Origin of the sequence: Silanimonas lenta DSM 16282 (genome assembly GCF_000429065.1) — a bacterium.
Classification (GTDB): domain Bacteria; phylum Pseudomonadota; class Gammaproteobacteria; order Xanthomonadales; family Xanthomonadaceae; genus Silanimonas; species Silanimonas lenta.
Genome location: NZ_KE386844.1, coordinates 121,024 through 143,733, shown reverse-complemented (window position 1 = coordinate 143,733; position 22,710 = coordinate 121,024). Strand labels below are relative to the sequence as shown.

The following is a 22,710-nucleotide window of genomic DNA, read 5'->3' as shown; positions in this document are numbered from 1 at the left end:
CGCGCTGCATCTCGAGATCGCCGGGCAGGGCCCGGCGCTGCTGCTGCTGCATGGATGGGCCATGCACGGCGGCATCTTCGCCCCGCTGCTGCCGGCGCTCACCGAAGGCTTCACCGTGCTGCGCGTCGATCTGCCGGGGCATGGCCACAGCCGCGACAGCGCCCTGCCGCTGGACCTCGGGCGGCTGGTCGATGCGCTTGCCGAAGGCCTTGCCGCGCAGGGCGCCGCGCCCGCCCTGGTGGCCGGCTGGTCATTGGGCGGCCTCGTGGCCACGGCCCTGGCCGCGCGCCACCCGGCGCGGGTGCGGGGCCTCGTGATGCTGGCCGCCAGCCCGCGCTTCGTGGCCGCGCCCGACTGGCCGGCGGGCATGGACCCGCGGGTCTTCGAGGCCTTCGGCGAGGAGCTGGAACGCGATTACCGCGGCACCCTCGACCGCTTCCTGATGCTGGAAGCGCAAGGCTCGGCGCAACTGCGCGAGGAACTGCGTTTCCTGCGCGATGCCGTTTATGCGCGGGGCGAACCGGCCCCGCGCGCCCTGCGCGAGGGCCTTTCCCTGCTGCATGACGGCGACCTGCGCGGTCTGCTGCCCGGGCTCGTCATGCCGAGCCTGTGGCTGGCCGGCCGCCGCGACCGGCTGGTGAGCCCGGCGGCGATGCAGGCCGCGGCGGCGCTGGCGCCGGCCAGCCGCTTCCGGCTGTTCGAGCGCGCCGGGCATGCCCCCTTCCTCACCGAACCCGAGGCCGTGGCCAGGGCCCTCATCGAGTTTTCCGGAGCCTGCCCGTCATGAGCGTGTTCGACCCCCGCGCCGTGCGCCGCGCCTTCGGCCGCGCCGCCCGCGGCTATTCCCAGGCCGCGGTGCTGCAGCGCGAGGTGGAATCGCGGCTGCTGGAGCAACTGCAGTACCTCGACGATCGCGTGCCGGCCACGGTGCTCGACCTCGGCAGCGGTCCTGGCAGCGCCAGTGCCGCGCTCAAGGCGCGCTGGGGGCGGAAGTGCCGGGTGCTGGCGCTCGACCTCGCCCTGCCGATGCTGCGCGAGGTGCAGGCGAAATCGCGCTTCTGGCGGCCGATCCATGCCGTGCAGGCCGATGCCCGCGCCCTGCCCCTCGCCGATGGCAGTCTCGATCTCGTGTTCTCCAACCTCTGCCTGCAGTGGGTGGATGATCTGCCGCGGGCGCTTTCCGAGCTGCGCCGGGTGCTGCGCGAGGGCGGGCTGCTGGTCTTCAGCACCTTCGGCCCGGACACCCTCATCGAACTGCGCGAGGCCTATGCCCGGGCCGGCATCCCCCCGCCGCTCTCGCCCTTCGCGGCGATCCAGCAGGTGGGCGATGCGCTGGTGGCGCAGGGCTTCAAGAACCCGGTGCTCGAACGCGACCGCTTCACCCTCACCTACCCGGACACCACGGCCCTGATGCGCGACCTCAAGGCGATCGGCGCCACCGATGCCCGCGTCGACCGTCCCCGCGGCCTTGGAGGGCGCGGCCGCCACCGCGCGGTGGCCGCGGCCTACGAGCCCCTGCGCCACGAGGGCCGGCTGCCCAGCACCTGGGAGGTGATCAGCGCCATGGCCTGGGCGCCGCCGCCGGGCACCGCCCGCCGCGAGGGCGGGGCGGACATCGCCCACTTCCCGGTCGAGAAGCTCAGGGTGCGGCGGCGCGGCGCCGACGGCGCCGGGTGAGGGCGGTCAGCGCGAGACCTGCGCGATCCAGTCCTCGAGGTTGTAGTAGTTGGTGACGCGGGTGATGCGGCCCTCGCGCACCTCGAAGAAGGCGCCACCCGGCAGCACGTAGCGCTGGCCGCGGGCCGGGGGCAGGCCCTCGTCGTCGGCCAGGTACTCGCCGTGCACCACGTACTCCGCGGCGGCATGGCGGCCATCGGCCGAGACGAGGAAGCGCAGGTCCTCGAGGCGCTCGCGGTAGCAGCGGTCCATGCGCTGCAGGAAGGCGCGGAAGGCCGGCTTGCCGCATTCGCGTGGGCCCTGGTTGAGGTCGTGGATCACGTCGTCGGCGAGGCAGTCGAGCATGGCCTCACGGTCGCCGGCATTGAAGGCGGCGTAGTAGCGCTGGATCAGGTCGAGGGACATGGAGGCGGGTGGCTGGGTGAGGGATCAGGGGGCGAGGGCCAGCAGGCCGGGCAGGGCATCGAGATCGACGTTGCCGCCGGAGAGAATGATGCCGACGCGCAGCCCGGCAAAGCGTTCGCGCTGGCGGAGCAGGGCGGCGAGCGGCACCGCGCCGCTCGGTTCGACCACCAGCTTCAGGCGCTCCCAGAGGAGGCGCATCGCCGCCACCGTCTCGGCATCGCTGGCGAGCAGCACGTCCTCGCAGTGCTCGCGCAGGATGGCGAAGGTGAGCGGTCCGAGCTCGGCGCGCAGCCCGTCGCTGATCGTGTTCGCGCTGCGGCCGGTGATGCGGGTGCCGGATTTCAGCGAATCATGGCCGTCGCAGGCGCCCTCCGGCTCGGCGGCGAGCGCGCGGATGCGCGGGTCGATGCCGTGGGCGGCGAGCGCCGTGCCGCTCATCAGCCCGCCGCCCGAGAGCGGGGCCAGCACCAGGTCGAGCACGGGGCGGGGCTCGTCGCCATCGCCTGCCCGGGCGCGGGCGCGCCGCTCGACCTGGCCGAGCAGCTCGAGGGTGGCAGTGCCCTGGCCGGCGATCACCCGCGCATCGTTGAAGGGGTGGATGAGCTCGCCGCCGGTCTCTTCGAGCACGGCCCGGGTGGCCTCGTCGCGCGCCGATTGCCCGACCTCGCAGTCGACGATGCGCGCGCCGTTGCGGGCGATGGCCTCGCGCTTGATGCGCGGGGCGCTGTGCGGCACCACCACGGTGCAGGGAATGCCGCGCAGGCGGCAGGCGAGGGCTACGGCGGCGCCATGGTTGCCGGAACTCTGGGTCACCACGCCGCGCGCCGCCTGTTCCGGCGTGAGCGAGAACACCGCATTGGCCGCGCCGCGGAACTTGAAGGCTCCGGCGCGCTGCAGGTTCTCGGCCTTGAAGTAGAGCTCGCAGCCGGCCAGCGCATCGAGCGAGCGCGAGCGCAGCACCGAGGTCACATGGGCGAGGCCGCGCAGGCGGGCGGCGGCATCGAGGAGGTCGGAAAAGCGCGGGACGTGGCAGGCGGGATCATGCATGGCGCGCAGTATGCGGCATGGCCGGGCGCTATCCTTGCGGAGTCCTTCGCACACACCGACGAAACCATGCGCGATCCCGACGCCGCCCCGGTCCGCCTTGCCGACTACCGCCCGCCGGCCTGGACGGTGGAGGCCGTGGACCTCGTGTTCGAGCTCGACCGTGAGGAAAGCGAGGTCGAGGCGGTGCTGGCGCTGCGCTGCGACGTGCCGGGCGCGCCCCTGCGCCTCGATGGCGAGGCGCTCGCGCTGCGCTGGCTGGAGCTGGATGGCCGCCGCCTCGCGGTGGACGAGTTCCACCTCACGAACGAAGGCCTCGAAGTCTTCCCCGCGCAGGGGCTTGCGCGCTGCCGCCTGCGCAGCCGGGTGGGGCTGCGACCCGCGGCCAATACCCGGCTCGAGGGCCTGTATGCCAGTGGCCGCCTGCTGCTCACCCAGTGCGAGGCCGAGGGCTTCCGCCGCATCAGCTTCTTCATCGACCGCCCGGACGTGCTGGCGCGCTGGCGCACCACCCTGCGCGCCGAGCGCGCGCGCTATCCGGTGCTGCTGGCCGGCGGCAACCGCATCAGTGAGCGCGTACTCGAGGACGGCCGCCACGAGGCGGTGTGGGAGAACCCGCATCCCACGCCCTGCTACCTGTTCGCCCTGGCCGCGGGGCCGATGGCGCGGGTCTCGAAGCGGCTCACCGGCGCCGATAGCCGGGAGATCGAACTCAATGTCTGGGTCGAGGGCGAGGACCCGGAGCCCTGCCGTTACGCCCTCGGCGCGGTGGAGCGGGCGCTGCGCTGGGACGAGCAGCGCTTCGGCCGCTGCTATGACCTTGGCGTGTTCAACGTGGTGGCGGCGCAGGACTTCACCATGGGGGCGATGGAGAACAAGGGCCTCAACATCTTCAATGCCCGCTACATCCTCGCCGACGAACGCAGCGCCACCGATGCCGATTTCCTCGCCATCGAATCGGTGGTGGGGCACGAGTACTTCCACAACTGGTCCGGCAACCGCGTCACCCTGCGCGACTGGTTCCAGCTCTCGCTGAAGGAAGGGCTCACGGTGTTCCGCGACCAGGAGTTCACCGCCGACCTGCACTCCCGCGACCTCAAACGCATCGAGGACGTGCGCCTGCTGCGCGGCCGGCAGTTCGCCGAGGACGCAGGCGCGCTCGCGCACCCGGTGCGGCCCGCCGAATACCGCGAGATCAACAACTTCTACACCCTCACCGTCTACGAGAAGGGTGCGGAGATCATCCGCATGCTGCACACCCGGCTCGGCGAGGCGGCTTTCCGGGCCGGCATGGACCGCTACTTCTCCGAGCACGATGGCCGTGCGGCGACGCTGGAGGACTTCTATGCCGCCCACAGCGCGGCCTCCGGCGTGGACTGCAGGGACATGCTGGCCTGGTACGCCCAGGCCGGCACGCCGGTGCTCGCCGTCGAGCGGCATTTCGATGCGGAACATGGCCGCTTCGAGCTGCGGATCGAGCAGCGGCCGCCGGCGAACGTGCCGGGGGCCGGGCCGCTGCCCATCCCCTTGCGCTTCGCCCTGCTCGATGCCTTCGGACATGCGTTGCCGCCACCTGCCGTGCACGATGCCGAGGCCATGCCCGGCGGCGGCCTGCTGCTGCGCCATGCGCGCCATGTGCTGCGCTGGGAGGGGCTGGCCGCCGAGCCGCTGCCGGTGCTGAACCTCGGCTTTTCCGCCCCGGTGCGGCTGGAACTGGCCTATACCGCCCTCGAGCGCGGGCGCCTCGTCCGCGAGGCCCGCGATGGTTTCGCCCGCTGGGATGCCCTGCAGGCCCTGGCCCTCGAGGTGCTGCTGGACCGGGCCGGCGCCAGGCCCGCCCCGGCGCCGGCGGAGGCCGAGGCCGCGCTCTTCGCTGCCTTGGGCGCTCTGCTCGGGGATGCCGCGGCGCATCCGGCCTTCGTTGCCGAATGCTTCGTGCTGCCCGACATCGACACCCTTGCCGATGCCGTGCCCGTGGCCGATCCGCTGGCCCTGGTGGCGGCGCGCGAGGCCCTGCTGGAGCGGCTGGCGGAGACCCATGCCGAGGCGCTGGCGGCACGGTTCGCCGCGCTCGAGGCCGCGGCGGGCGGCGGTCTTGCGGATGCCGCGATGGCGGCACGGCGCCTGCGCCATGCCCTGCTGCCGCTGATCACCCGCCGCGATGGCGGGGCGGCGGCCCGCGCCCTGTTCGCGGGCGCGCGCGGCATGGACGAGCGCTTCGCCGCCCTGCGCGCCCTCCTGCATGCCGGGGTGGAGGGAGCCGAGGCGGCGCGGGTCCGGTTCGCCGCCGAGTTCGCCGATGACCCGCTGGTCACCGACAAGTGGATCGGCCTCGTGGCCACCCGGCCCCGGCCGGAGGCCCTGGAGGCCGTGCAGGCCCTGATGGCCACCCCGCTCTGGCTGCCGGCGAACCCCAACCGGGTGCGCGCCCTGCTGGGTGGCTTCGCGCGCTCGAACCCGGCGGCCTTCCACCGCGCCGACGGCGCCGGCTACCGCCTGGTGGCCGAGCAGGTGGCCCTGCTCGATGCAATCAATCCGCAGGTGGCGGCGCGGCTGCTCGGTGCCTTCGAGGGCCTGCCGCGCTGGGCGCCGGCCTTCGCCGGGCGGGCGCGGGCAGCGCTGGCGCCGCTGCGGCAGGGCGAGCGCTCGCGCGACGTGGCCGAACTGCTGGCGCGGCTGCCGGCCTGAGCGCCGGCTCAGCCCTCCGGCAGATCGATCTCCACCCGGTTGCGGCCCAGTTCCTTGGCCCGGTAGAGCGCCTCGTCGGCGCGACCGAACCAGTGGTCGCGGTCTTCGCCGGGGCGCAGCACGGCGCCGCCGATCGACACCGTCACCTCGCGCCCGCCGGCCCTGAGGCCCTCGCGCAGCCGGCTGCGCAGATGGCTCATGGCGAGTTCGAGGCCCAGCTCGTCGGTGCCCGGCATCAGCAGCACGAACTCCTCGCCGCCATAGCGGAACAGGCGGTCGGTGCGGCGCACCGAGCCCTGCACCAGCCGGGTGAAGGCCTGCAGCACGCGGTCGCCCTCGTCATGGCCGAGCTCGTCGTTGATGCGCTTGAAGTGGTCGAGATCGACGAGGGCCAGGGCCACCGGCCGGCCATCGCGGCGGAAGGCGGCAATGGCCCGTTCCAGCTCGGCCTCGAGGGCGCGCCGGTTCTCGGCGCCGGTGAGTGCATCGCAGGTGGCCAGGCGTTCGAGCTGCTGGCGCCGGCGGCCCGACTGGCCGGCGAAGATCGCGGCGAATACGCCGTTCACCGCGAGCGCGCTGAGCACGGCGAGCGGCTGGCCGCTGCGTGCCAGCGCCCGGCCGTCCAGCAGCAGGTAGACGAGCACGCCAGCGCAGAGCAGCAGGGCGAGCCGCGGCCCCACCATGAAGGCCGAGGCCATGAGGATGGGGAACAGCCAGTACAGCCCGCCGGGGCTGAAATGGCTGGCGAGCAGGCCCAGTGCATTCACCAGCAGGGTGATGGAAAGCCCGATGCGGTCGAGGTTGCCGCCCCGCCAGGCATGGGCCATGGCGGCGAGGATGACGAGGCTCACCCCGAAATCGATCAGGGCGAGCGGCAGGTTGCCCTGCAGCAGGCGCACCAGGCCGAGCGGGGCCAGTACCAGCACCGCCAGCAGGCCGAACACCAGGTAGAGCCCGAGCCGGAAATCGGCGCGGGCCCGTCGCCGCAGGCCGGCGAGCAGGCGGGTCATCGGCGGCAGGGCATCCAGGCCATGGGCCGACGATAGCGCAGCCCGGTGGCAGCCGTTTGCCGCCGGTCAAGCCGGGGGCGGGGCGTCCAGCACCAGCCGGTCGCGGCCCGCCTGCTTGGCCCGGTACAGGGCGGCATCGGCGCGCGCGAACCAGGCCTCGCGCGTCTCGCCATGGCGCAGCACGGCCGCCCCGGCCGAGACCGTGACCGCCTCGCCGCGGGCCCGCAGCTCGGCATGCACGCGCCGCCTCAGGTTGGCGAAGGCCCGTTCCACGGCGATCTCGTCGGTGTGTTCCATGAGCAGCACGAATTCCTCGCCGCCATAGCGGAACAGGCGGTCGGTGGCGCGGGTGCTGCGCTTGACGAGATCGACGAAGCGGCGCAGCACGCGGTCGCCCTCCTCGTGGCCGAAGCGGTCGTTGATGCGCTTGAAGTGGTCGAGGTCGAGCACCATCAGCGTCACCGGCCGGCCGCTGCGGGCATGCGCCGTGAGCGCGACCGCCACTTCCTCCTCCATGGCACGGCGGTTGCGGGCGCCGGTGAGCGGGTCGAGGGTGGCGATCTCCTCCAGCATGCGCCGCTGCAGGGCCGTGCGTTTGGCGAAGATGTAGGCGAACAGGGCCACCAGGAACTGCGTGGTCAGCACCGTGGCCCGCTGCCCCGGGGAATCGAAGATGCCCGGATGGAACTGGGCGCCGACGATGCCGGCCGAGGCCAGGCCGACGGCGATCGCCGGGCGGACGATGAAGAAGTTCGAGAGCAGGGCGGGAAACAGCCAGTACAGGCCGGTCTTGCCGAGCAGGGCGGTGATGGCGAGGCTGCCCGCCGTATTGTTGATGGCGATCCACAGGCCGGCGAGATCGAGGCTGCCGCCACGCCAGGCATAGACGGCGGGCAGCATGATGCCGAGCGCCACCAGGAAATCGACCGTGCCCGCGGCCCAGTTGCCCTGGGCGAAGCGGAGCAGGCCGAAGGGAAGGATCGCCACCACGCCGATGGCACCGAACACCGAGACGATGCTCAGGCGGAAGTCCTGTCGCAGCCGGAACAGCAGGGAAGCAATGAAGGGAGGCATGGCCGGTCCGTGGGGCGTGGCCCAAGCCTACCCCGGGGCGGCGGCCGGTGCAGCACAGTGGCTACACTTCCCGCCATGAAGATCGCCAGCTGGAACGTCAATTCCCTCAATGCCCGGCAGGCGCATCTGCTGGCCTGGCTCGGCTCGCGTCGCCCCGACGTGGTGGCCCTGCAGGAGACCAAGCTCGAGGACCACCGCTTCCCCGACGCCGAACTCGCCGCCGCCGGCTACCGCTCGGTGTTCGCCGGGCAGAAGACCTACAACGGCGTGGCCCTGCTCGCCCGTAGCGAGGCCGGCCTGGTGCCGGAGGCGGTGCAGGTGGGCATCCCGGGCTTCGAAGACGAGCAGAAGCGGGTGATCGCGGCGACGGTCGGCGGGGTCCGCATCGTCAATCTCTACGTGGTGAACGGCCAGGCCGTGGGCAGCGAGAAATACGACTACAAGCTGCGATTCCTCGAGGCCCTGCACGGCTGGCTGGCCGAAGAGCTCCGCCGCCACCCGGCGCTGGTGGTGCTGGGCGACTTCAACATCGCCCCGGACGAGCGCGACGTGCACGATCCCGCGGTCTGGAACGAGGACAGCATCCTGACCTCGACGGCCGAGCGCGCGGCCCTGCGCCGCCTGTTCGCGCTCGGCCTCGTCGACAGCTACCGCGCCCTGCAGCCGGAGGGCGCGGAGTTCAGCTGGTGGGACTACCGGGCCGCCGGCTTCCGCCGCAACCTCGGCCTGCGCATCGACCTCGTGCTGCTTTCCCAAGGCCTGCTGCCGCGCTGCACCGAGGCCATGATCGACCGCGAGCCGCGCACCTGGGAGCGGCCCAGCGACCATGCCCCGGTGATGGTGAACCTCCAGCCCTAGCCGGCCGGCGCCGCGGCTTCAGCGCCGCGCCTGGTAGAAGGCCTCTTCGGAAACCGAGTGCCAGGCCTGGGCCTGGGCGCGGAAGGCGCGCATCGAGTCGTAGACCCGGCGGGCGAAGGGATCGGCGCCGGCCAGCGCCTCCAGCACCTCGTCGGCGGCGCGCTTGAGCGCCACCAGCACGTCCTCGGGCAGGCGCCGCAGCTGCGTGCCATGCTCGCGCACCAGGAGATCGAGGGCCTGCTGGTTGCGGGCGGTGTACTCGGCCAGCATCTCATCGTTCACCGCCGCGCAGCAGGCCTCGACGATCGCCTTGAGGTCGTCCGGCAGGGCATCGAAAGCCGGCTTGTGGAACATCGCCTCGAGCGTGGGGCCGGGCTCCTGCCAGCCCGGGTAGTAGGCGTACTTCGCCACCCGGTGCAGGCCGAAGGCGAGGTCGTTGTACGGGCCCACCCATTCCGCGGCGTCGATGGCACCGCTCTGCAGGCTGGTGAAGATCTCGGCCCCCGGCAGGTTCACCGGCACCGCGCCCAAGGCCTGCATCACGTCGCCGCCGAGGCCGGGGATGCGCATCTTAAGACCTCGGAGGTCGGCCACCCCCTCGATGGGTTTGCGGAACCAGCCGGCCAGCTGCACCCCGGTGTTGCCGGCAGGGAAGGGCACGAGGTTGAAGGGCGCGTACAGCTCCCGCCACAGCTCCAGCCCGCCGCCGAAGCGCAGCCAGGCGGTCATCTCCTGGGCATTGAGGCCGAAGGGCACGGCGCAGAAGAAGGGCGCGGCGGCGGCCTTGCCGCGCCAGTAGTAGGCGGCGCTGTGGCCGATCTCGGCGGTGCCGCGGCTCACCGCGTCGAAGACCTCGAAGGGCGGCACCAGCTCGCCGGAGCCGAACACCTTCACCGTGATGCGCCCGCCGGTGGCCTGGGTGATGCGCTCGGCGAGCTTCGCCGCGCCGGTGCCGAGGCCGGGGAAGTTGGTGGGCCAGCTGGTCACCATCTTCCACTGCAGGCGCACCTCGCTGGCGCCGCCTGCCGCACCGTTACCGCCGGGCGCGCAGGCCGCCAGCCCGGCCGCTGCCGTCGCCAGCCCCATGCCCCGCAGCACATCCCGTCGCTTCATGGCTCCTCCTCACCGAAGACCTGGCCCCGGAGTGTAACAACGGGCGGCATGGCCTCCGGGACGGCCTGCGTTGCACCGCCGCACGGGCGGCGTAGGATTTGCCCATCCCCCCTCGCGGACGCACCGCCATGAAGACCTCCCTCGGGCATTACGAGATCGTGGCCGAGCTCGGCCGCGGCGGCATGGGCGTGGTCTACAAGGGCTACGAGCCGGCACTGGCGCGCTATGTCGCCATCAAGGAGCTGTCGCCGGCCCTGGCCCACGACCACAACCTGGTCGAGCGCTTCCTGCGCGAGGCGCGCTCGATGGCGGCGCTCAACGACCCGCACATCATCCAGGTCTATTTCATCGGCCAGGCCGAGGGGCAGCCCTTCTTCGCCATGGAGTTCGTGGAGGGCGAGAGCCTCTCGCAGCTGATCAAGCGCGAAGGCCGCCTGCCGATTGCCGACGTGCTGAAGATCCTGCTGCAGACCGCGCGCGGCCTGCAGACCGCCCACGAACGCGGGGTGATCCACCGCGACATCAAGCCGGCCAACCTGATGCTCGACCTGCGCGGGCGGGTGAAGATCGCCGACTTCGGCATCGCCCTGGCGCGCCAGGAGTTCGATGCCAAGCTCACCGGCACCGGCGAGTTCGTCGGCACCCCGGGCTACCTCTCACCGGAGATCTGCCTCGGCCGGCCGGTGGATGCCCGCTCCGACCTGTTCGCCCTCGGCATCGTGATGTTCGAGGCGCTCACCGGCCGCCTGCCCTTCTCCGACGAGTCGCCGCTGAAGCTGATGCTCGACGTGGTGCAGGCCGAGATCCCGGACATCCGCGAGCTCAACCGCGAAGTGGACGAGGACACCGCCCGCATCCTCGCGAAGCTGGTGGCCAAGGAACCGGCCGACCGCTACGCCAGCGCCGCCCTGCTCGCCGCCGACCTCGAGAAGCACCCCCTGCTCGCCGGCCAGGGCACCCAGCTTGCGCTGCAGGTGCGCAGGCCGGTCGGGGCAGCGGCCACGCTCTACACCGCCCCGGCCACCGCGCCCACGGCGCCGCGCCGGCCCACGCCGCCGCCGGTGGTGGACGGCAGCGCGAGTGCCAGCCCACCCACCGTGCCCGCGGCCGGGATGCCGACCGCGGCCGGGGGGGCGCCCGCTCCGGCGCCGCCCGCACCCCCCGCCCGCCCGGCCTCGAAGGCCCCGATGCTGGTGGCCGGCGTGCTGGCGCTGGGCGTGGTGGGCGCGGCGGCCTTCGGCGCATGGCGGGTCTTCGGCCCCGGCGCCGCCGGCACGGACCCCGCGCCCGCGGCGACGACCGTGGCCGCGGTACCGCCCACCGGGGGCGAGGGCGGTGGCCCGGCGGGAGGCGGGGAGGCATCGTCGGGACCCGCCGGCGAGGGGGCGACGCAGGCGGGTGGTGCCGGAGACCTGGCGGCGACCACTGCGCTGGTCGCGGGCGCCGCGGCCAGCGGCGCTGCCGCGGCCTCGTCCCCGGAGTCCGGCGGTCCGCCTGCCGCGCCTTCTGAGCTTGCGTCGGTGGCACCGGCCGGCTCGTCCACGGCGGCGGCCGCTGCTCCGGTGGCGGCGGCGCCCGCCCCGCGTCCCGCGGCGCCGCGCGTGCCCACCACCGTGGCCGTGGTGGGCAGCGGCGATCCGGCCATCATCGGGCCTGCGGTGCAGGCCATCGAGGAGCGTGCCGTGGCCGCCGGCTGGCAGCTGGTGGGCAATGCCAGCCGCGCCGACCGCGTGATCCGCGTGAACTTCGAGCAGACCGGCACCCAGCAGCTGCAGTACTACGGCCGCAGCAGCGAGATGGTGATCGGCCAGCTCAGCGTGCGTGCCTTCGGCCAGGGCGGGGCGGCACTGGGCGCGGGCCTGCGTTCGCGCATCGAGTACACGCCAATGACCGCCGACGCCAAGGTGCAGGCCGCCCTGCAGGGCAGTCAGGTCGAGGCCGTGGTCGGGGCGCCGGGGCGCTGAGATCGGGCAATGCCGTCGGGCCACTTTCTGGCAATGCGGGGGGTCTTGAAACGTTCTTCGGGGGGGGGGGTAATGTGCAACCTGCCCGCAGGCTCGCGGGCTCCCCCCGACCCACAGAAGGAATTGACCATGTTTCGAACCATTCAATGTTGCCTGCTGCTCCTGATCGCTGGCCTCACGGCATCCGGCGCTGCTGCGCAGAACTCAGGCAGCTCCCCTCCGGTTCACGAGTGCACGAACGGCTGCTACATCGTCACCTGCCAAGGCAACGTTTGCACCATGTCTTACTGTTCGAACGGCCGTTGTAATTTCGCTACGAGCTTCACCAGGCCGCAGGAGCAGCAGAAGTCCGGCCTGCTCTCCGGGAGTGCGCCACGAAGCACGCTGTTGAGCTCCCATCCCGTGGACTCCGGTATCGCCGTCGACGGCCCCGTTGGCGTCAATACCTGCAGTGCCACGACCTGCAGCCAGTTCGTGTTGCACCAAGGCGGCATCATCGCCGCGGGCAGTTCGGAGAACCCTCGGAATGTCCTGCGCCGAACCCTCGAGAGCCAGCAACAGCGGCGCTGAATCGCCTCACCGGAATGTGAGTTCCTACGCGGCCCTTCGGGGCCGCTTTTCTTGCGGTACCCGGCGTCAGGCCGCCGAGAGCGGAGCGTAGGCCAGCACCAGCCATTTCGCTCCGCCAGTCTCGAACTCCACCTGCACCCGCAAGTGGTTGCCGCTGCCCTCGGCGTCCTTGAGCACGCCGACGCCGAAGTTGGGGTGGCGCACCCGCTGGCCCAGCCGGAAGCCCTTCAGTGGCGTGGTTTCGGCGTACTGGAGGTCGCGCTCGCCGGCCCAGCCGCCGCTGCCCATGGGGCGTGAGACCGCCACCTTCGGCCGCACCTCGCGCAGCAGCCGGGCCGGGATCTCGCGCAGGAAGCGCGAGGGCGCGCCGTAGTGCTCCTGGCCGTGCAGGCGCCGGGATTCCGCCCAGGTGATGAGCAGCTGTTCGCGGGCGCGGGTGATGCCGACATAGGCCAGACGGCGCTCCTCGGCGAGGCGGTCGCCCTCGCTGGAGCGCTGCGAGGGGAACAGGCCTTCCTCGACGCCGGCCAGGGCCACGAAGGGGAACTCGAGGCCCTTGGCCGAGTGCAGGGTCATCAGCTGCACGGCATCGCTGCCGGCCTCGGCCTGCGCCTCTCCAGCCTCCAGCGCCGCATAGCCGAGGAAGGCCACCAGTTCCGGCAGCTCGGGGTCGATGTCCTCGCTGCGGAGAAAGCGGCTGGCCACCGAGACCAGTTCGTCGAGGTTGTCGATGCGCGAATCGAGCGGGTGCTTGCCTTCCTTCGCGTAGTGTTCGCGCAGGCCGGTATCGGTGATCGCTTTTTCCACCTGCGCCGGCAGCGCAAGGTCCGAGACTTCGGCGGCGAGCCGGTCGACGAGGTCGAGAAAGCCCGTGAGCGCGTTGCGGGCGCGGGCGGCGAGGGTGGTGCCCGCGGCAAGCCGCCGTGCCGCCGTCCATAGCGGTTCGGCGCCCTCGCGGGCGGCGCGTCGCACCTCGTCCAAGGTCTTCTCGCCGATGCCGCGGGCCGGGGTGTTCACCGCGCGCTCGAAGGCGGCATCGTCGCTGCGCGAGGCGAACAGGCGCAGGTAGGCCAGCGCATCCTTCACCTCCATGCGCTCGAAGAAGCGCAGGCCGCCGTAGACGCGGTAGGGCAGCTGGAGCTTCAGCAGCTCTTCTTCGATGGCCCGCGACTGGGCGTTGTTGCGGTAGAGCACCGCGCACTGCCCGAGCCGGCCGCCGGCCGCCGCGTGCTGGCGGATGCGCTCGACGATGTAGCGCGCCTCGTCCATCTCGTTGTAGGCCGCATAGACATCGATGGCGCTGCCCTCGCCGGCCTCGGTCCAGAGCTTCTTGCCGAGCCGGTCGGAGTTGTGCGCGATCACCGCATTGGCGGCGGCGAGGATGGTGCCGGTGCTGCGGTAGTTCTGTTCCAGCTTCAGGGTCCGAACGCCGGGGTAGTCGGCCAGCACCCGCTGCACGTTCTCGACGCGCGCGCCGCGCCAGCCGTAGATGGCCTGGTCGTCGTCGCCGACGATGAACACCTGCCCGGTCTCGCCGGCCAGCAGGCGCACGAAGGCGTACTGGATGGCATTGGTGTCCTGGAACTCGTCGATCAGCAGCTGGCGGAAGCGCCGCTGGTAGTGGCCGAGCAGGGCAGGGCGGTCGCGCAGGGTCTCGTGGGCCCTGAGCAGGATCTCGGCGAAATCGACGAGGCCGGCGCGGCGGCAGCGCAGTTCGTATTCGGCGTAGGCGCGTAGCATTTCGCGGCCGAAAGGATCGCCAATACCGATCTGGATGTGCTCGGGGCGCCGGCCTTCGTCCTTCTGGGCATTGATCCACCAGGCCACCTGGCGCGGCGGGAATCGCGAATCGTCGAGGTCGAGGTCATGGATGACGCGCTTGACGAGGCGCAGCTGGTCGTCGGCATCGAGGATCTGGAAGCCTTCGGGCAGGCCGGCTTCCTGCCAGTGCAGACGCAGCAGGCGGTGGGCGATGCCGTGGAAGGTGCCCACCCACAGGCCCCGGGGCTCGATGCTCAGGGTGGCGGCGATGCGCTGGCGCATCTCGTGCGCCGCCTTGTTGGTGAAGGTGACGGCGAGGATGCCGTGCAGCGGCACGCCCTCCACCGCATGCAGCCAGCCGATGCGATGGGTGAGCACGCGGGTCTTGCCCGAGCCGGCGCCGGCCAGCACGAGGTAGTGGCCGGGCGGCGCGGAAACGGCCTCGCGCTGGGCCGCGTTCAGCCCGTCGAGCAGATGGGAGACGTCCATGCGCGGATTCTACCGGCCGGGCTGCGCATGGTCCTGCCGGCCGTCCCGTGGGCACGGCACTCTGCAAGCGATGCCGTCGCCGGTAAGCTCGCCCGGACGACCATCAGGCGCCTGTCCATGATCGATCTGTACTACTGGCCCACGCCGAACGGGCACAAGATCACCCTGTTCCTCGAGGAGGCCGGCCTACCCTATACCCTGAGGCCGGTGAACATCGGCAGCGGCGAGCAGTTCCACCCGGACTTCCTCGCCATCGCCCCGAACAACCGCATCCCGGCGATCGTGGATTCGCAGCCCATGGACGGCGGTCCGCCGCTCAGCGTGTTCGAGTCCGGGGCCATCCTGCTCTACCTTGCGGAAAAAACCGGCCGCTTCCTGCCTGCCGACCTGCGCGGCCGGACGGTGGCGCTGGAATGGCTGTTCTGGCAGATGGCGGGCTTAGGTCCGATGACGGGCCAGTACGGGCATTTCCATGTCTATGCCCCGGAGGCCATCCCCTACGCGCAGGAGCGCTATGCCCGCGAGGCGCAGCGCCTGCTCGGCGTGCTCGATCGCCGGCTCGAGGGCCGGGCCTTCCTCGCCGGCGACGAGTACACCATCGCCGACATGGCCTGCTATCCGTGGATTTCGCCCTATGCCAAGGCACCGCTCGACCTCGCACCGCATGCCAATGTGCGGCGCTGGCACGCCGCCATCGCCGCGCGCCCGGCCACCCAGCGCGCGTATGCGCGGGCGGCGGACCCGCGGTTTGCCCGCCCCGCCGAACTCGACGAGGCCCAGCGCCGCGTCCTGTTCGGCGCGCCGCCCACGCCCTGAGTCACCGACGCCCCACGGACGCCCCGAATGCGCCTTTCGCCCCTGCTCCTCGCCCTCACCCTTGCCTGCCACGCGCCTGCCGCCATGAGCTCCCCCGTGCCTGCTGCGACTGTCGAGCGCCTCACGCTCGAGGCCATCACCGGCGACACGCCGCTCTCCGGCCCCACCCTGGTGCAGCCCCGGTTCTCGCCGGACGGCGCCCGCATCAGCTTCCTGCGCGGCAAGGCGGAGAACCGCAACCAGCTCGACCTCTGGGCCTACGACGTGGCCGCCGGCCGCGCCGGTCTGCTGGTCGATTCGCGGGCCCTGCGGCCCGACGGCGAGGGCGAGCTCTCCGACGAGGAGAAGGCGAGGCGTGAGCGCCAGCGCACCGCCGCGCTCTCCGGCATCGTCGAATACGCCTGGTTCCCGGATTCGCGCCGCCTGCTCTTTCCGCTGGGCGGCGAGCTCTATCTGTTCGATCTGGCCACCCCCGAGGCCGGCGCCCGCCAGCTCACCTCCGGCAAGGGCTTCGCCACCGATCCCAAGGTCTCGCCGCAGGGCGCCTTCGTCAGCTTCATCCGCGGCCGCAACCTCTGGGTGGTGGAGGTGGCGAGCGGCCGCGAGCTGCAGCTCACCCACGACGGCAGCGAGGTGATCGGCAATGGCGTGGCCGAGTTCGTGGCCGACGAGGAGATGGGCCGCCACACCGGCTACTGGTGGGCGCCCGACGACAGCGCGATCGCCTTTGCCCGCATCGACGAGTCGCCGGTGCCGGTGCGCGAGCGCTTCGAGATCTATCCCGACCGCACCGAGGTGGTGCGCCAGCGCTACCCGGCGGCCGGCGAGCCCAACGTCCTCGTGCGGCTCGGGGTGATCGCCCCGAAGGCCGGGGCGGAGCCGCGCTGGCTGGACCTCGGCGCCAACCCCGACATCTACCTCGCCCGCGTGGACTGGGCCTCGCCCACCCGCCTGCTGTTCCAGCGCCAGAGCCGCGACCAGCGCCGGCTCGACCTCATCGAGGCCGACCTCGCCGCCGGCACCCAGCGCACCCTGCTTGGCGAGCGCAGCGACAGCTGGATCAACCTGCACGACCTGCTGCACGTGCTCGCCGATGGCCGTCTGCTCTGGGGCAGCGAGCGTAGTGGTTTCATGCACCTCTACCTCGTCGATCCCGCGAGCGGGGACGCCAGCCCGCTGACTCGCGGCGAGTGGATGGTGGAGGAGCTGCTGGCGGTGGACGAGGCCCGCGGGTCCGTCTACGTGAGCGGCACCAGGGACGGTGCGCTGGAACGCCACGTCTACCGCGTGCCGCTCACGGGCGGCGAGCCCGAGCGCCTGACCCGCGATGCCGGCATGCATGCGGCCCGCTTCGACCGCCAGGCCGAGCGCTTCGTCTCGCTGTGGTCGAACGCCGGCACCCCGCCGCAGACCCAGCTCTTCGACCGCGAGGGCAGGAAGCTCGCCGATCTCGTCGACAATGCCCTGGTCGAGGGTCATCCCTACTTCCCCTACCGCGCCATCCACCGCCCGGTGGAGTTCGGCACCCTCACCGCCGCCGATGGCGCGACGCCCCTGCACTACAGCCTGATCAAGCCGCCCAGCTTCGATGCGCGCCGGAAGTACCCGGTGGTGGTCTATGTCTATGGCGGCCCGGCGGCGCAGACCGTGACCAACAGCTGGCCCGGCCGCGGCGACCACTTCTTCAGCCGCTACCTCGCCCAGCAGGGCTACGTGGTGTTCTCGCTCGACAACCGCGGCACCCCGCGCCGCGGCCAGGCCTTCCTCTCGGCCCTGCACCGCCGGCAGGGCACCGTGGAGGTGGAGGACCAGCTCAACGGCATCGCCTGGCTGCGCGCCCAGCCCTGGGTGGATGCGAAGCGCATCGGCGTGTTCGGCTGGAGCAATGGCGGCTACATGACCCTCATGCTGCTGGCCCGCAGTCGCGACGCCTATGCCTGCGGCGTGGCCGGCGCCCCGGTCACCGACTGGGCGCTCTACGACACCCACTACACCGAGCGCTACATGGACCTGCCGCAGGCCAACCCCGAGGGCTACCGCCAGGCCAGTGTGATGACCCACGTGGCCGGACTCACCGAGCCCCTGCTGCTGATCCACGGCATGGCCGACGACAACGTGCTGTTCTCCAACGCCACCGCCCTGATGTCGGCGCTGCAGCAGCGCGGAATGCCCTTCGAGCTGATGACCTACCCCGGCGCCAAGCACGGCCTGCGCGGCGCCGACCTGCTGCACCGCTACCGCATGACCGAAGCCTTCTTCGCCCGCTGCCTGAAGTGAGGGGCCTCAGGCGAGATAGCCGCCATCCACGGTGAGCGTCGTGCCAGTCACGTAGCTCGCCGCGTCAGAGAGCAGGAACAGCACCGCCGGGGCGATCTCGGCGGGCTCTGCGGCCCGGCCCAGGGGGATGAGCTGGCGCATCAGGTCCATCAGCTTCGGGTTGCCGGTGATGGCGCTGGCGAACCTGGTGTCGGTCAGGCCTGGCAGCACGGCATTCACGCGGATGCCCTGGGCGGCGAGTTCCTTGGCGAAGCCTTCGGTCATATTGACGATGCCGGCCTTGGTCATCGAGTAGATACCCTGGCCGAAGGCGGGGCGCTTCGCGTTCACCGAGGCCACGTTGACGATGGCGCCGCCACCGGCCTTCGCCATGCGCTTCGCCGCCTGCACCGTGGTCCAGAAGTAGCCGCGCAGGTTCACCTCCACCGTCTTCTCGTAGGCCGCGAGGTCCATGTCCAGCATCGGCCCGAAGTAGGGGTTGGCGGCGGCGTTGTTCACCAGCCGCGAGACCGTCCTGCCCTCGGCGTCGAGTGCCGCGAACAGGGCCTCGATGGCGGCCGGGTCGCCGATATGCGCCGCCCGCGCCTCGGCGCTGCCGCCGGCGGCGCGGATGGCCCCGGCCACCGCCTCGCAGGCCTCGAGCTTTCGGCTGCTGCAGACGACGTGCGCGCCCTGCGCTGCGAGCAGGTGGGCGATGGCCTCGCCGATGCCGCGCGAGGCGCCGGTGACGAGGGCGGTGCGACCGTGCAGGGAGAACAGCCGGGTGGGGGAATCGCTCATGGTCACTCCATCGCAGGGCGGCGTTGCGTTAGGCTCGCGAACCTACCACACCCCGGCGTACGGACCCGATGGCCAGCGGAACCAGTCCCCCGAAGCGCGAGCGCGTCCTCATCACCGGCGGCGGCAGCGGGCTTGGTCTCGCGCTGGCGCAGCGCTATGCCGCCGACGGAGCGCAGGTGCTGGTGGTCGACATCGATCCCGTCCGCGCCGAGGCGGCGCGGGCCGGGCTGCCCGGCGAGGGCCATCTCGCCTTCGCTGCCGATGTTGGCGACGATGCCTCGATGCTGGCCCTGAAGCAGGCGGTCGAGGCGGCCGTGGGCGGGGTGGACGTGCTGGTGAACAACGCCGGCATCGCCAGCGGCGGTCCGCTGCTCGGCACCGATATGGCCGAATGGCGGCGCCTGCTGGAGGTGGACCTGCTGAGCGTGGTGCGCGGCACCCTGCATTTCCTGCCCGGCATGGTGGAGCGCGGCCGCGGCCACGTGGTCAGCACCGCCAGCTTCGCCGGCCTCGCCGGTGCGCCGGGCATCATGAGCTACGGCGTGGCCAAGGCCGGCGTGGTGGCCTTTGCAGAGCAGCTGCGTGCCGAGTTGCATGGCAGCGGTGTCGCGGTCTCGGTGCTCTGCCCGGCCTTCTTCCGCACTCGGCTGCTGGAGAACTTCCACGGCGATACGAAGGTGCGCGGCATGGCAGAGCGGATGATGGAGCGCAGCCCCGACACCCTCGACTCGGTGGCCGACCGTGCCTACGCCGCCCTGAAGGCGCGCACCTTCCTCGTGCTGCCGACCCGCAGGGAACCGATGCGCTGGCGTCTCAAGCGCTGGTTCCCGGAGTGGTACTTCAGGAAACTGGTGCAGGGTGCTGCGCTTTCGCGGCGCGGCTGAACGGACGGAGTACTGGCGATGCAGTGGATGATCTATGGCGCGAACGGCTATACCGGCCGGCTGATGGCGAAGGAGGCCGCGGCCCGCGGCCTCAAGCCCATCCTCGCCGGCCGCCGGCGCGAGGCCCTGGAAGCCCTGGGGCGCGAGCTCGGTCTCGAGGTGCGGGCATTCGAGCTCGAACCGGCGGCCCTCGACCTCGGTCTGCGCGGCGTGGGCCTGGTGCTGCACTGCGCCGGGCCGTTCTCGGCCACCTGCGCGCCGATGCTGGAGGCCTGCCTGCGCGCGAAGGCGCACTACCTCGACATCACCGGCGAGATCGACGTCTTCGCCCACTGCCACCAGCAGGACGCGCGGGCGAAGGCGGCGGGCATCGTGGTGCTGCCGGGCGCCGGCTTCGACGTGGTGCCCACCGATTGCCTTGCCGCCCAGCTCAAGCGCGAGCTGCCCGATGCCACCTCGCTGGTGCTGGCCTTCGAGGCCGGCGGCGGTCCCAGCCCGGGCACTGCCAAGACCAGCGTGGAGGGCCTCGGCAAGGGCGGGCGGGCGCGCATCGGCGGGAAGATGACCACCGTGCCGCTGGCCTGGAAGAGCCGCACCTTCGACCGCGACGGCGAGCCGCGCAGCGCCATGACCATCCCCTGGGGCGATGTCTATACCGCCTACCTCAGCACTGGCATCCCCGACATCGAGGTCTACATGGCGGTGCCGCCGGCGGTGATCGGCCGGGTGCGCCGGCTGCGCCTCATCCGCCCGCTGCTCGGCCTCGGCCCGGTGCAACGCTTCATGAAGGCACGCATCGAGAAGACCGTGCAGGGCCCCTCCGAGGCCAGGCGCGGCAAGACCGACACCCTGGTCTGGGGCGAGGTGCGCAATGCCGCCGGCCAGGAGGTGAAGCGCCAGCTGCGCACCCCGAACGGCTACGATCTCACCGTGAGCGCGGCCCTCGGCATCGTCTCCCGCCTGCTCGCCGGTCCGGCCGAGCCCGGCTTCAAGACGCCCTCGCTGCTGATGGGGGCCGATTACGTGCTCACCTTGCCCGGGGTGCGGCGCGTGGATTGATGCCCGTGCCGCCGGCCCGTAGGCTGGCGGCATTCCCCGGGAGAGCCCATGCCGCCCAGCGCCGCGCCGATGCCGAGCCTTGCCGCCGTCGTTTCCGGCCCGGCCGCCGTCCTCATCCTCGGCCTGCTCGCCCTGATGGGCGTGGTGCTGGTGGCGCTGTGGCGCTCGCGCCGCCGCGAGGCGCGCGAGAAGGAGCGTTTCGCCCTGATCGCCCGTGCCACCAGCGACGGCATCTACGATGCCGACCTGGTGCACAACACCCTCTGGCGCAGCGAGGCCTTCTGCCGCATGTTCGGCCTGCCGGCCGACGCCGCCGCCCACGAGGTGGCCGACTGGCTGGCGAAGATCCATCCCGAGGACCGCGAGCGGGTGCGGCTCGGCTATGCCCGCGCCCTCGATACCGGGCTCACGGAGTGGAACATCGCCTACCGCTTCCTGCGCCCCGACGGCTCGGTGGGCCATGCCCGCGACCGCCTGCTGATCCTGCGCGATGCCGCCGGCCATCCGGTGCGGGCCATCGGCGGGGTCACCGACGTCAGCGACGAGCAGGAGGCGCTGGAGAGCCATGCCCTGCTCAAGCGGGCGCTGGATGCCACCAGCACCGGCGTGGCCATCGTCGATGCCCGTGCCGAGGGCTGGCCCACGGTCTATGTCAATGCCGCGCTGGAGGCCCTGAGCGGCTATTCCGCCGCCGAGCTGATCGGGCGCAACCTCGGCTTCCTGCAGGGCAACGAGCGCGAACAGCCCGGCATCGAGACCCTGCGCCATGCCCTGCGCGAGGGCCGCGATGCCCAGGTGATGCTGCGCAACTACCGCAAGGACGGCACCCCGTACTGGATCGACCTCGTGGTCTCCCCGGTGCGTGATGCCGAGGGGAGGCTCACCCACTATGTCGGCTCGCAGATCGACGTGAGCGAGCGGGTGGCCACCGAGCAGGCGCTGGCCCACCGCGCCACCCACGACGAGCTCACCACCCTGCCGAACCGCCAGCTGTTCCGCGATCGCCTCGCCCAGGCCCTGCGCGAGAGCAAGCGCTTCGGCCTGAACCTCGTGGTGCTGTTCGTCGATCTCGACAACTTCAAGCTGGTGAACGACTCGCTCGGCCATGCCGCCGGCGATGAGCTGCTGCGTACCGTGGCGCGGCGCCTGCAGGGTTGCCTGCGCCAGACCGATACCGTGGCCCGCTTCGGCGGCGACGAGTTCGTGGTGCTGCTGCTCGGCGAGGTGGAGACCGACGTGCTGCGGGTGGTCGACCGCATCACCGAGGCCCTGCGCCGGCCGGTGGAGCTGGCCGGGTCCATGCACTACGTCACCGCCAGCATCGGCTATGCCCGCTGCCCGGTGGACGGCGACGAGGCCGGGGTGCTGCTGCAGCGCGCCGACATCGCCATGTACCAGGCCAAGGCCCGCGGGCGGAATTGCGCCGTGGGCTACGAACCGGCCTTCGACCAGGGCGCCACCGAGCGCCTGTTCCTGATCTCGCAGCTGCGCGAGGCAGTGGAGCGCCAGGAGTTCGAGCTGCACTACCAGCCGCAGTTCCGCTGGGATGGCCGCGCCCAGGGCATGGAAGCGCTGATCCGCTGGCGCCATCCCTCGCGCGGCCTGCTCGCCCCGGGCCACTTCATCGACGCGCTCGAGGAGAGCGGCCTGATGGTGGAAGTGGGCCGCTGGGTGCTGCGCGACGCCGCCCGCCGCCATGCCGAGCTGGTGGCCGCCGGACTCGCCGATGTGCGTCTCTCGGTGAACGTCTCCGCCACCCAGCTGCACCATCACCTGCTCGAGGACGTGGAAGCCGTGGTGCGCGATTTCCAGCTGCCGCCTGGTGCCCTCGAGCTCGAGCTCACCGAAAGCGTGCTGATGGTGAATGCCGAGAGCACCATCGAGCAGATGCGGCGCGTGGCGCGGCTGGGCGTGGGCATCGCGGTGGACGACTTCGGCACCGGCTACTCCTCGCTGTCCTACCTCAAGCGCCTGCCGATCCAGCGCCTGAAGATCGACCGCAGCTTCGTGCGCGGCCTCGGCAGCGATCCGGACGACGAGGCGATCTGCGCCTCGGTGATCCTGCTGGCGAGCAGCCTCGGCCTCGATACCGTGGCCGAAGGCGTGGAAACCGAGGCCCAGCGTGACTGGCTCGCCGAGCACGGCTGCGGCGAGCTGCAGGGCTATCTGCTCGGCCGCCCGGTGCCCTTCGACGAGGTGCTGGCGATGATCCGGGCGCAGCGCGGCTGAAGGCCGGCACCG

Annotated in this window: 17 protein-coding genes; 10 read left to right on the top strand and 7 right to left on the bottom strand. The window is 71.9% G+C overall.

The window, feature by feature from the left end; all coding sequences use genetic code 11:
- The first annotated feature begins 4 nt into the window (after positions 1–4).
- Both bioH and bioC read left to right on the top strand, forming a co-directional pair.
- Positions 5–787 carry a pimeloyl-ACP methyl ester esterase BioH gene (gene bioH / locus G408_RS0109355; RefSeq protein WP_028770873.1) on the top strand — a complete coding sequence of 261 codons (783 nt, stop codon included), beginning with the start codon at positions 5–7 and terminating at the stop codon, positions 785–787.
- Positions 784–1,677: a malonyl-ACP O-methyltransferase BioC gene (gene bioC, locus G408_RS0109350; RefSeq protein WP_037412901.1), complete on the top strand. Its 894-nt coding sequence runs from the start codon at positions 784–786 to the stop codon at positions 1,675–1,677. Before bioH ends, bioC begins: the two co-directional genes overlap by 4 nt.
- A gap of 6 nt (positions 1,678–1,683) precedes the next feature.
- Here the strand turns inward: bioC and G408_RS0109345 are convergent, their stop codons facing one another.
- Positions 1,684–2,082: a ketosteroid isomerase-related protein gene (locus G408_RS0109345; protein WP_028770871.1), complete on the bottom strand. Its 399-nt coding sequence runs from the start codon at positions 2,080–2,082 to the stop codon at positions 1,684–1,686.
- Between the two features lie 24 nt (positions 2,083–2,106).
- Positions 2,107–3,129 carry a pyridoxal-phosphate dependent enzyme gene (locus G408_RS0109340; RefSeq protein WP_028770870.1) on the bottom strand — a complete coding sequence of 341 codons (1,023 nt, stop codon included), beginning with the start codon at positions 3,127–3,129 and terminating at the stop codon, positions 2,107–2,109.
- Between the two features lie 66 nt (positions 3,130–3,195).
- Between G408_RS0109340 and pepN the strand changes: the two genes are divergently transcribed.
- Positions 3,196–5,814, top strand: a complete 2,619-nt coding sequence (gene pepN / locus G408_RS0109335; protein ID WP_028770869.1) for an aminopeptidase N — start codon at positions 3,196–3,198, stop codon at positions 5,812–5,814.
- 8 nt (positions 5,815–5,822) lie between these two features.
- Here the strand turns inward: pepN and G408_RS0109330 are convergent, their stop codons facing one another.
- Together G408_RS0109330 and G408_RS0109325 are read right to left on the bottom strand one after the other, a co-directional pair.
- Positions 5,823–6,824, bottom strand: coding sequence for a GGDEF domain-containing protein (locus G408_RS0109330; RefSeq protein WP_028770868.1), 1,002 nt, complete (start codon positions 6,822–6,824; stop codon positions 5,823–5,825).
- A 66-nt stretch (positions 6,825–6,890) separates the two neighbouring features.
- The gene (locus G408_RS0109325) at positions 6,891–7,898 is read right to left on the bottom strand and encodes a GGDEF domain-containing protein (protein WP_028770867.1); all 1,008 of its coding nucleotides are present in this window, start codon (positions 7,896–7,898) and stop codon (positions 6,891–6,893) included.
- 75 nt (positions 7,899–7,973) lie between these two features.
- On the opposite strand from G408_RS0109325, the gene xth reads away from it, so the two are divergent.
- Positions 7,974–8,756 (top strand): exodeoxyribonuclease III, encoded by a 783-nt coding sequence (gene xth / locus G408_RS0109320; protein WP_028770866.1) that lies wholly within the window; start codon positions 7,974–7,976, stop codon positions 8,754–8,756.
- A gap of 18 nt (positions 8,757–8,774) precedes the next feature.
- On the opposite strand, the gene G408_RS0109315 is transcribed toward xth, so the two are convergent.
- Positions 8,775–9,869: a TRAP transporter substrate-binding protein gene (locus tag G408_RS0109315; RefSeq protein WP_028770865.1), complete on the bottom strand. Its 1,095-nt coding sequence runs from the start codon at positions 9,867–9,869 to the stop codon at positions 8,775–8,777.
- A 128-nt stretch (positions 9,870–9,997) separates the two neighbouring features.
- Between G408_RS0109315 and G408_RS14835 the strand changes: the two genes are divergently transcribed.
- Entirely contained in the window at positions 9,998–11,833 is a 1,836-nt protein-coding gene (locus tag G408_RS14835; protein WP_051282838.1) for a serine/threonine-protein kinase, read from the top strand.
- A 636-nt stretch (positions 11,834–12,469) separates the two neighbouring features.
- On the opposite strand, the gene uvrD is transcribed toward G408_RS14835, so the two are convergent.
- Positions 12,470–14,653 carry a DNA helicase II gene (gene uvrD, locus G408_RS0109305; RefSeq protein WP_028770864.1) on the bottom strand — a complete coding sequence of 728 codons (2,184 nt, stop codon included), beginning with the start codon at positions 14,651–14,653 and terminating at the stop codon, positions 12,470–12,472.
- Positions 14,654–14,770: 117 nt separating this feature from the next.
- Between uvrD and G408_RS0109300 the strand changes: the two genes are divergently transcribed.
- Positions 14,771–15,469, top strand: coding sequence for a glutathione binding-like protein (locus G408_RS0109300; RefSeq protein ID WP_028770863.1), 699 nt, complete (start codon positions 14,771–14,773; stop codon positions 15,467–15,469).
- Positions 15,470–15,496: 27 nt separating this feature from the next.
- Positions 15,497–17,746, top strand: a complete 2,250-nt coding sequence (locus G408_RS0109295; protein WP_084628179.1) for a S9 family peptidase — start codon at positions 15,497–15,499, stop codon at positions 17,744–17,746.
- Positions 17,747–17,752: 6 nt separating this feature from the next.
- Here G408_RS0109295 and G408_RS0109290 read toward each other — a convergent pair whose 3' ends face one another.
- Positions 17,753–18,526 carry a glucose 1-dehydrogenase gene (locus G408_RS0109290; RefSeq protein WP_028770861.1) on the bottom strand — a complete coding sequence of 258 codons (774 nt, stop codon included), beginning with the start codon at positions 18,524–18,526 and terminating at the stop codon, positions 17,753–17,755.
- Between the two features lie 68 nt (positions 18,527–18,594).
- Here G408_RS0109290 and G408_RS0109285 point away from each other — a divergent pair, with 68 nt between their 5' ends.
- Genes G408_RS0109285 through G408_RS14050 form a run of 3 tightly spaced genes read left to right on the top strand, consistent with a single transcriptional unit; the run spans position 18,595 to position 22,698 of the window.
- The gene (locus G408_RS0109285; protein WP_028770860.1) at positions 18,595–19,410 is read left to right on the top strand and encodes an SDR family NAD(P)-dependent oxidoreductase; all 816 of its coding nucleotides are present in this window, start codon (positions 18,595–18,597) and stop codon (positions 19,408–19,410) included.
- An 18-nt stretch (positions 19,411–19,428) separates the two neighbouring features.
- Positions 19,429–20,469, top strand: a complete 1,041-nt coding sequence (locus G408_RS0109280) for a saccharopine dehydrogenase family protein (protein ID WP_037412899.1) — start codon at positions 19,429–19,431, stop codon at positions 20,467–20,469.
- 48 nt (positions 20,470–20,517) lie between these two features.
- Complete coding sequence (locus G408_RS14050; protein ID WP_051282837.1) at positions 20,518–22,698, top strand: putative bifunctional diguanylate cyclase/phosphodiesterase; 2,181 nt, start codon at positions 20,518–20,520, stop codon at positions 22,696–22,698.
- Positions 22,699–22,710 lie beyond the last annotated feature (12 nt).

Coding starts and splice junctions, on each gene's coding strand:
- G408_RS0109300 (WP_028770863.1), top strand. CDS start 14,771: ATGATCGATCTGTACTACTGGCCCACGCCGAACGGGCACAAGATCACC.
- G408_RS0109285 (WP_028770860.1), top strand. CDS start 18,595: ATGGCCAGCGGAACCAGTCCCCCGAAGCGCGAGCGCGTCCTCATCACC.
- pepN (WP_028770869.1), top strand. CDS start 3,196: ATGCGCGATCCCGACGCCGCCCCGGTCCGCCTTGCCGACTACCGCCCG.
- xth (WP_028770866.1), top strand. CDS start 7,974: ATGAAGATCGCCAGCTGGAACGTCAATTCCCTCAATGCCCGGCAGGCG.
- G408_RS0109330 (WP_028770868.1), bottom strand. CDS start 6,824: ATGACCCGCCTGCTCGCCGGCCTGCGGCGACGGGCCCGCGCCGATTTC.
- G408_RS0109325 (WP_028770867.1), bottom strand. CDS start 7,898: ATGCCTCCCTTCATTGCTTCCCTGCTGTTCCGGCTGCGACAGGACTTC.
- bioC (WP_037412901.1), top strand. CDS start 784: ATGAGCGTGTTCGACCCCCGCGCCGTGCGCCGCGCCTTCGGCCGCGCC.
- G408_RS14050 (WP_051282837.1), top strand. CDS start 20,518: ATGCCGCCCAGCGCCGCGCCGATGCCGAGCCTTGCCGCCGTCGTTTCC.
- G408_RS0109290 (WP_028770861.1), bottom strand. CDS start 18,526: ATGAGCGATTCCCCCACCCGGCTGTTCTCCCTGCACGGTCGCACCGCC.
- G408_RS0109315 (WP_028770865.1), bottom strand. CDS start 9,869: ATGAAGCGACGGGATGTGCTGCGGGGCATGGGGCTGGCGACGGCAGCG.
- G408_RS14835 (WP_051282838.1), top strand. CDS start 9,998: ATGAAGACCTCCCTCGGGCATTACGAGATCGTGGCCGAGCTCGGCCGC.
- G408_RS0109280 (WP_037412899.1), top strand. CDS start 19,429: ATGCAGTGGATGATCTATGGCGCGAACGGCTATACCGGCCGGCTGATG.
- G408_RS0109295 (WP_084628179.1), top strand. CDS start 15,497: ATGCGCCTTTCGCCCCTGCTCCTCGCCCTCACCCTTGCCTGCCACGCG.
- uvrD (WP_028770864.1), bottom strand. CDS start 14,653: ATGGACGTCTCCCATCTGCTCGACGGGCTGAACGCGGCCCAGCGCGAG.
- G408_RS0109340 (WP_028770870.1), bottom strand. CDS start 3,129: ATGCATGATCCCGCCTGCCACGTCCCGCGCTTTTCCGACCTCCTCGAT.
- G408_RS0109345 (WP_028770871.1), bottom strand. CDS start 2,082: ATGTCCCTCGACCTGATCCAGCGCTACTACGCCGCCTTCAATGCCGGC.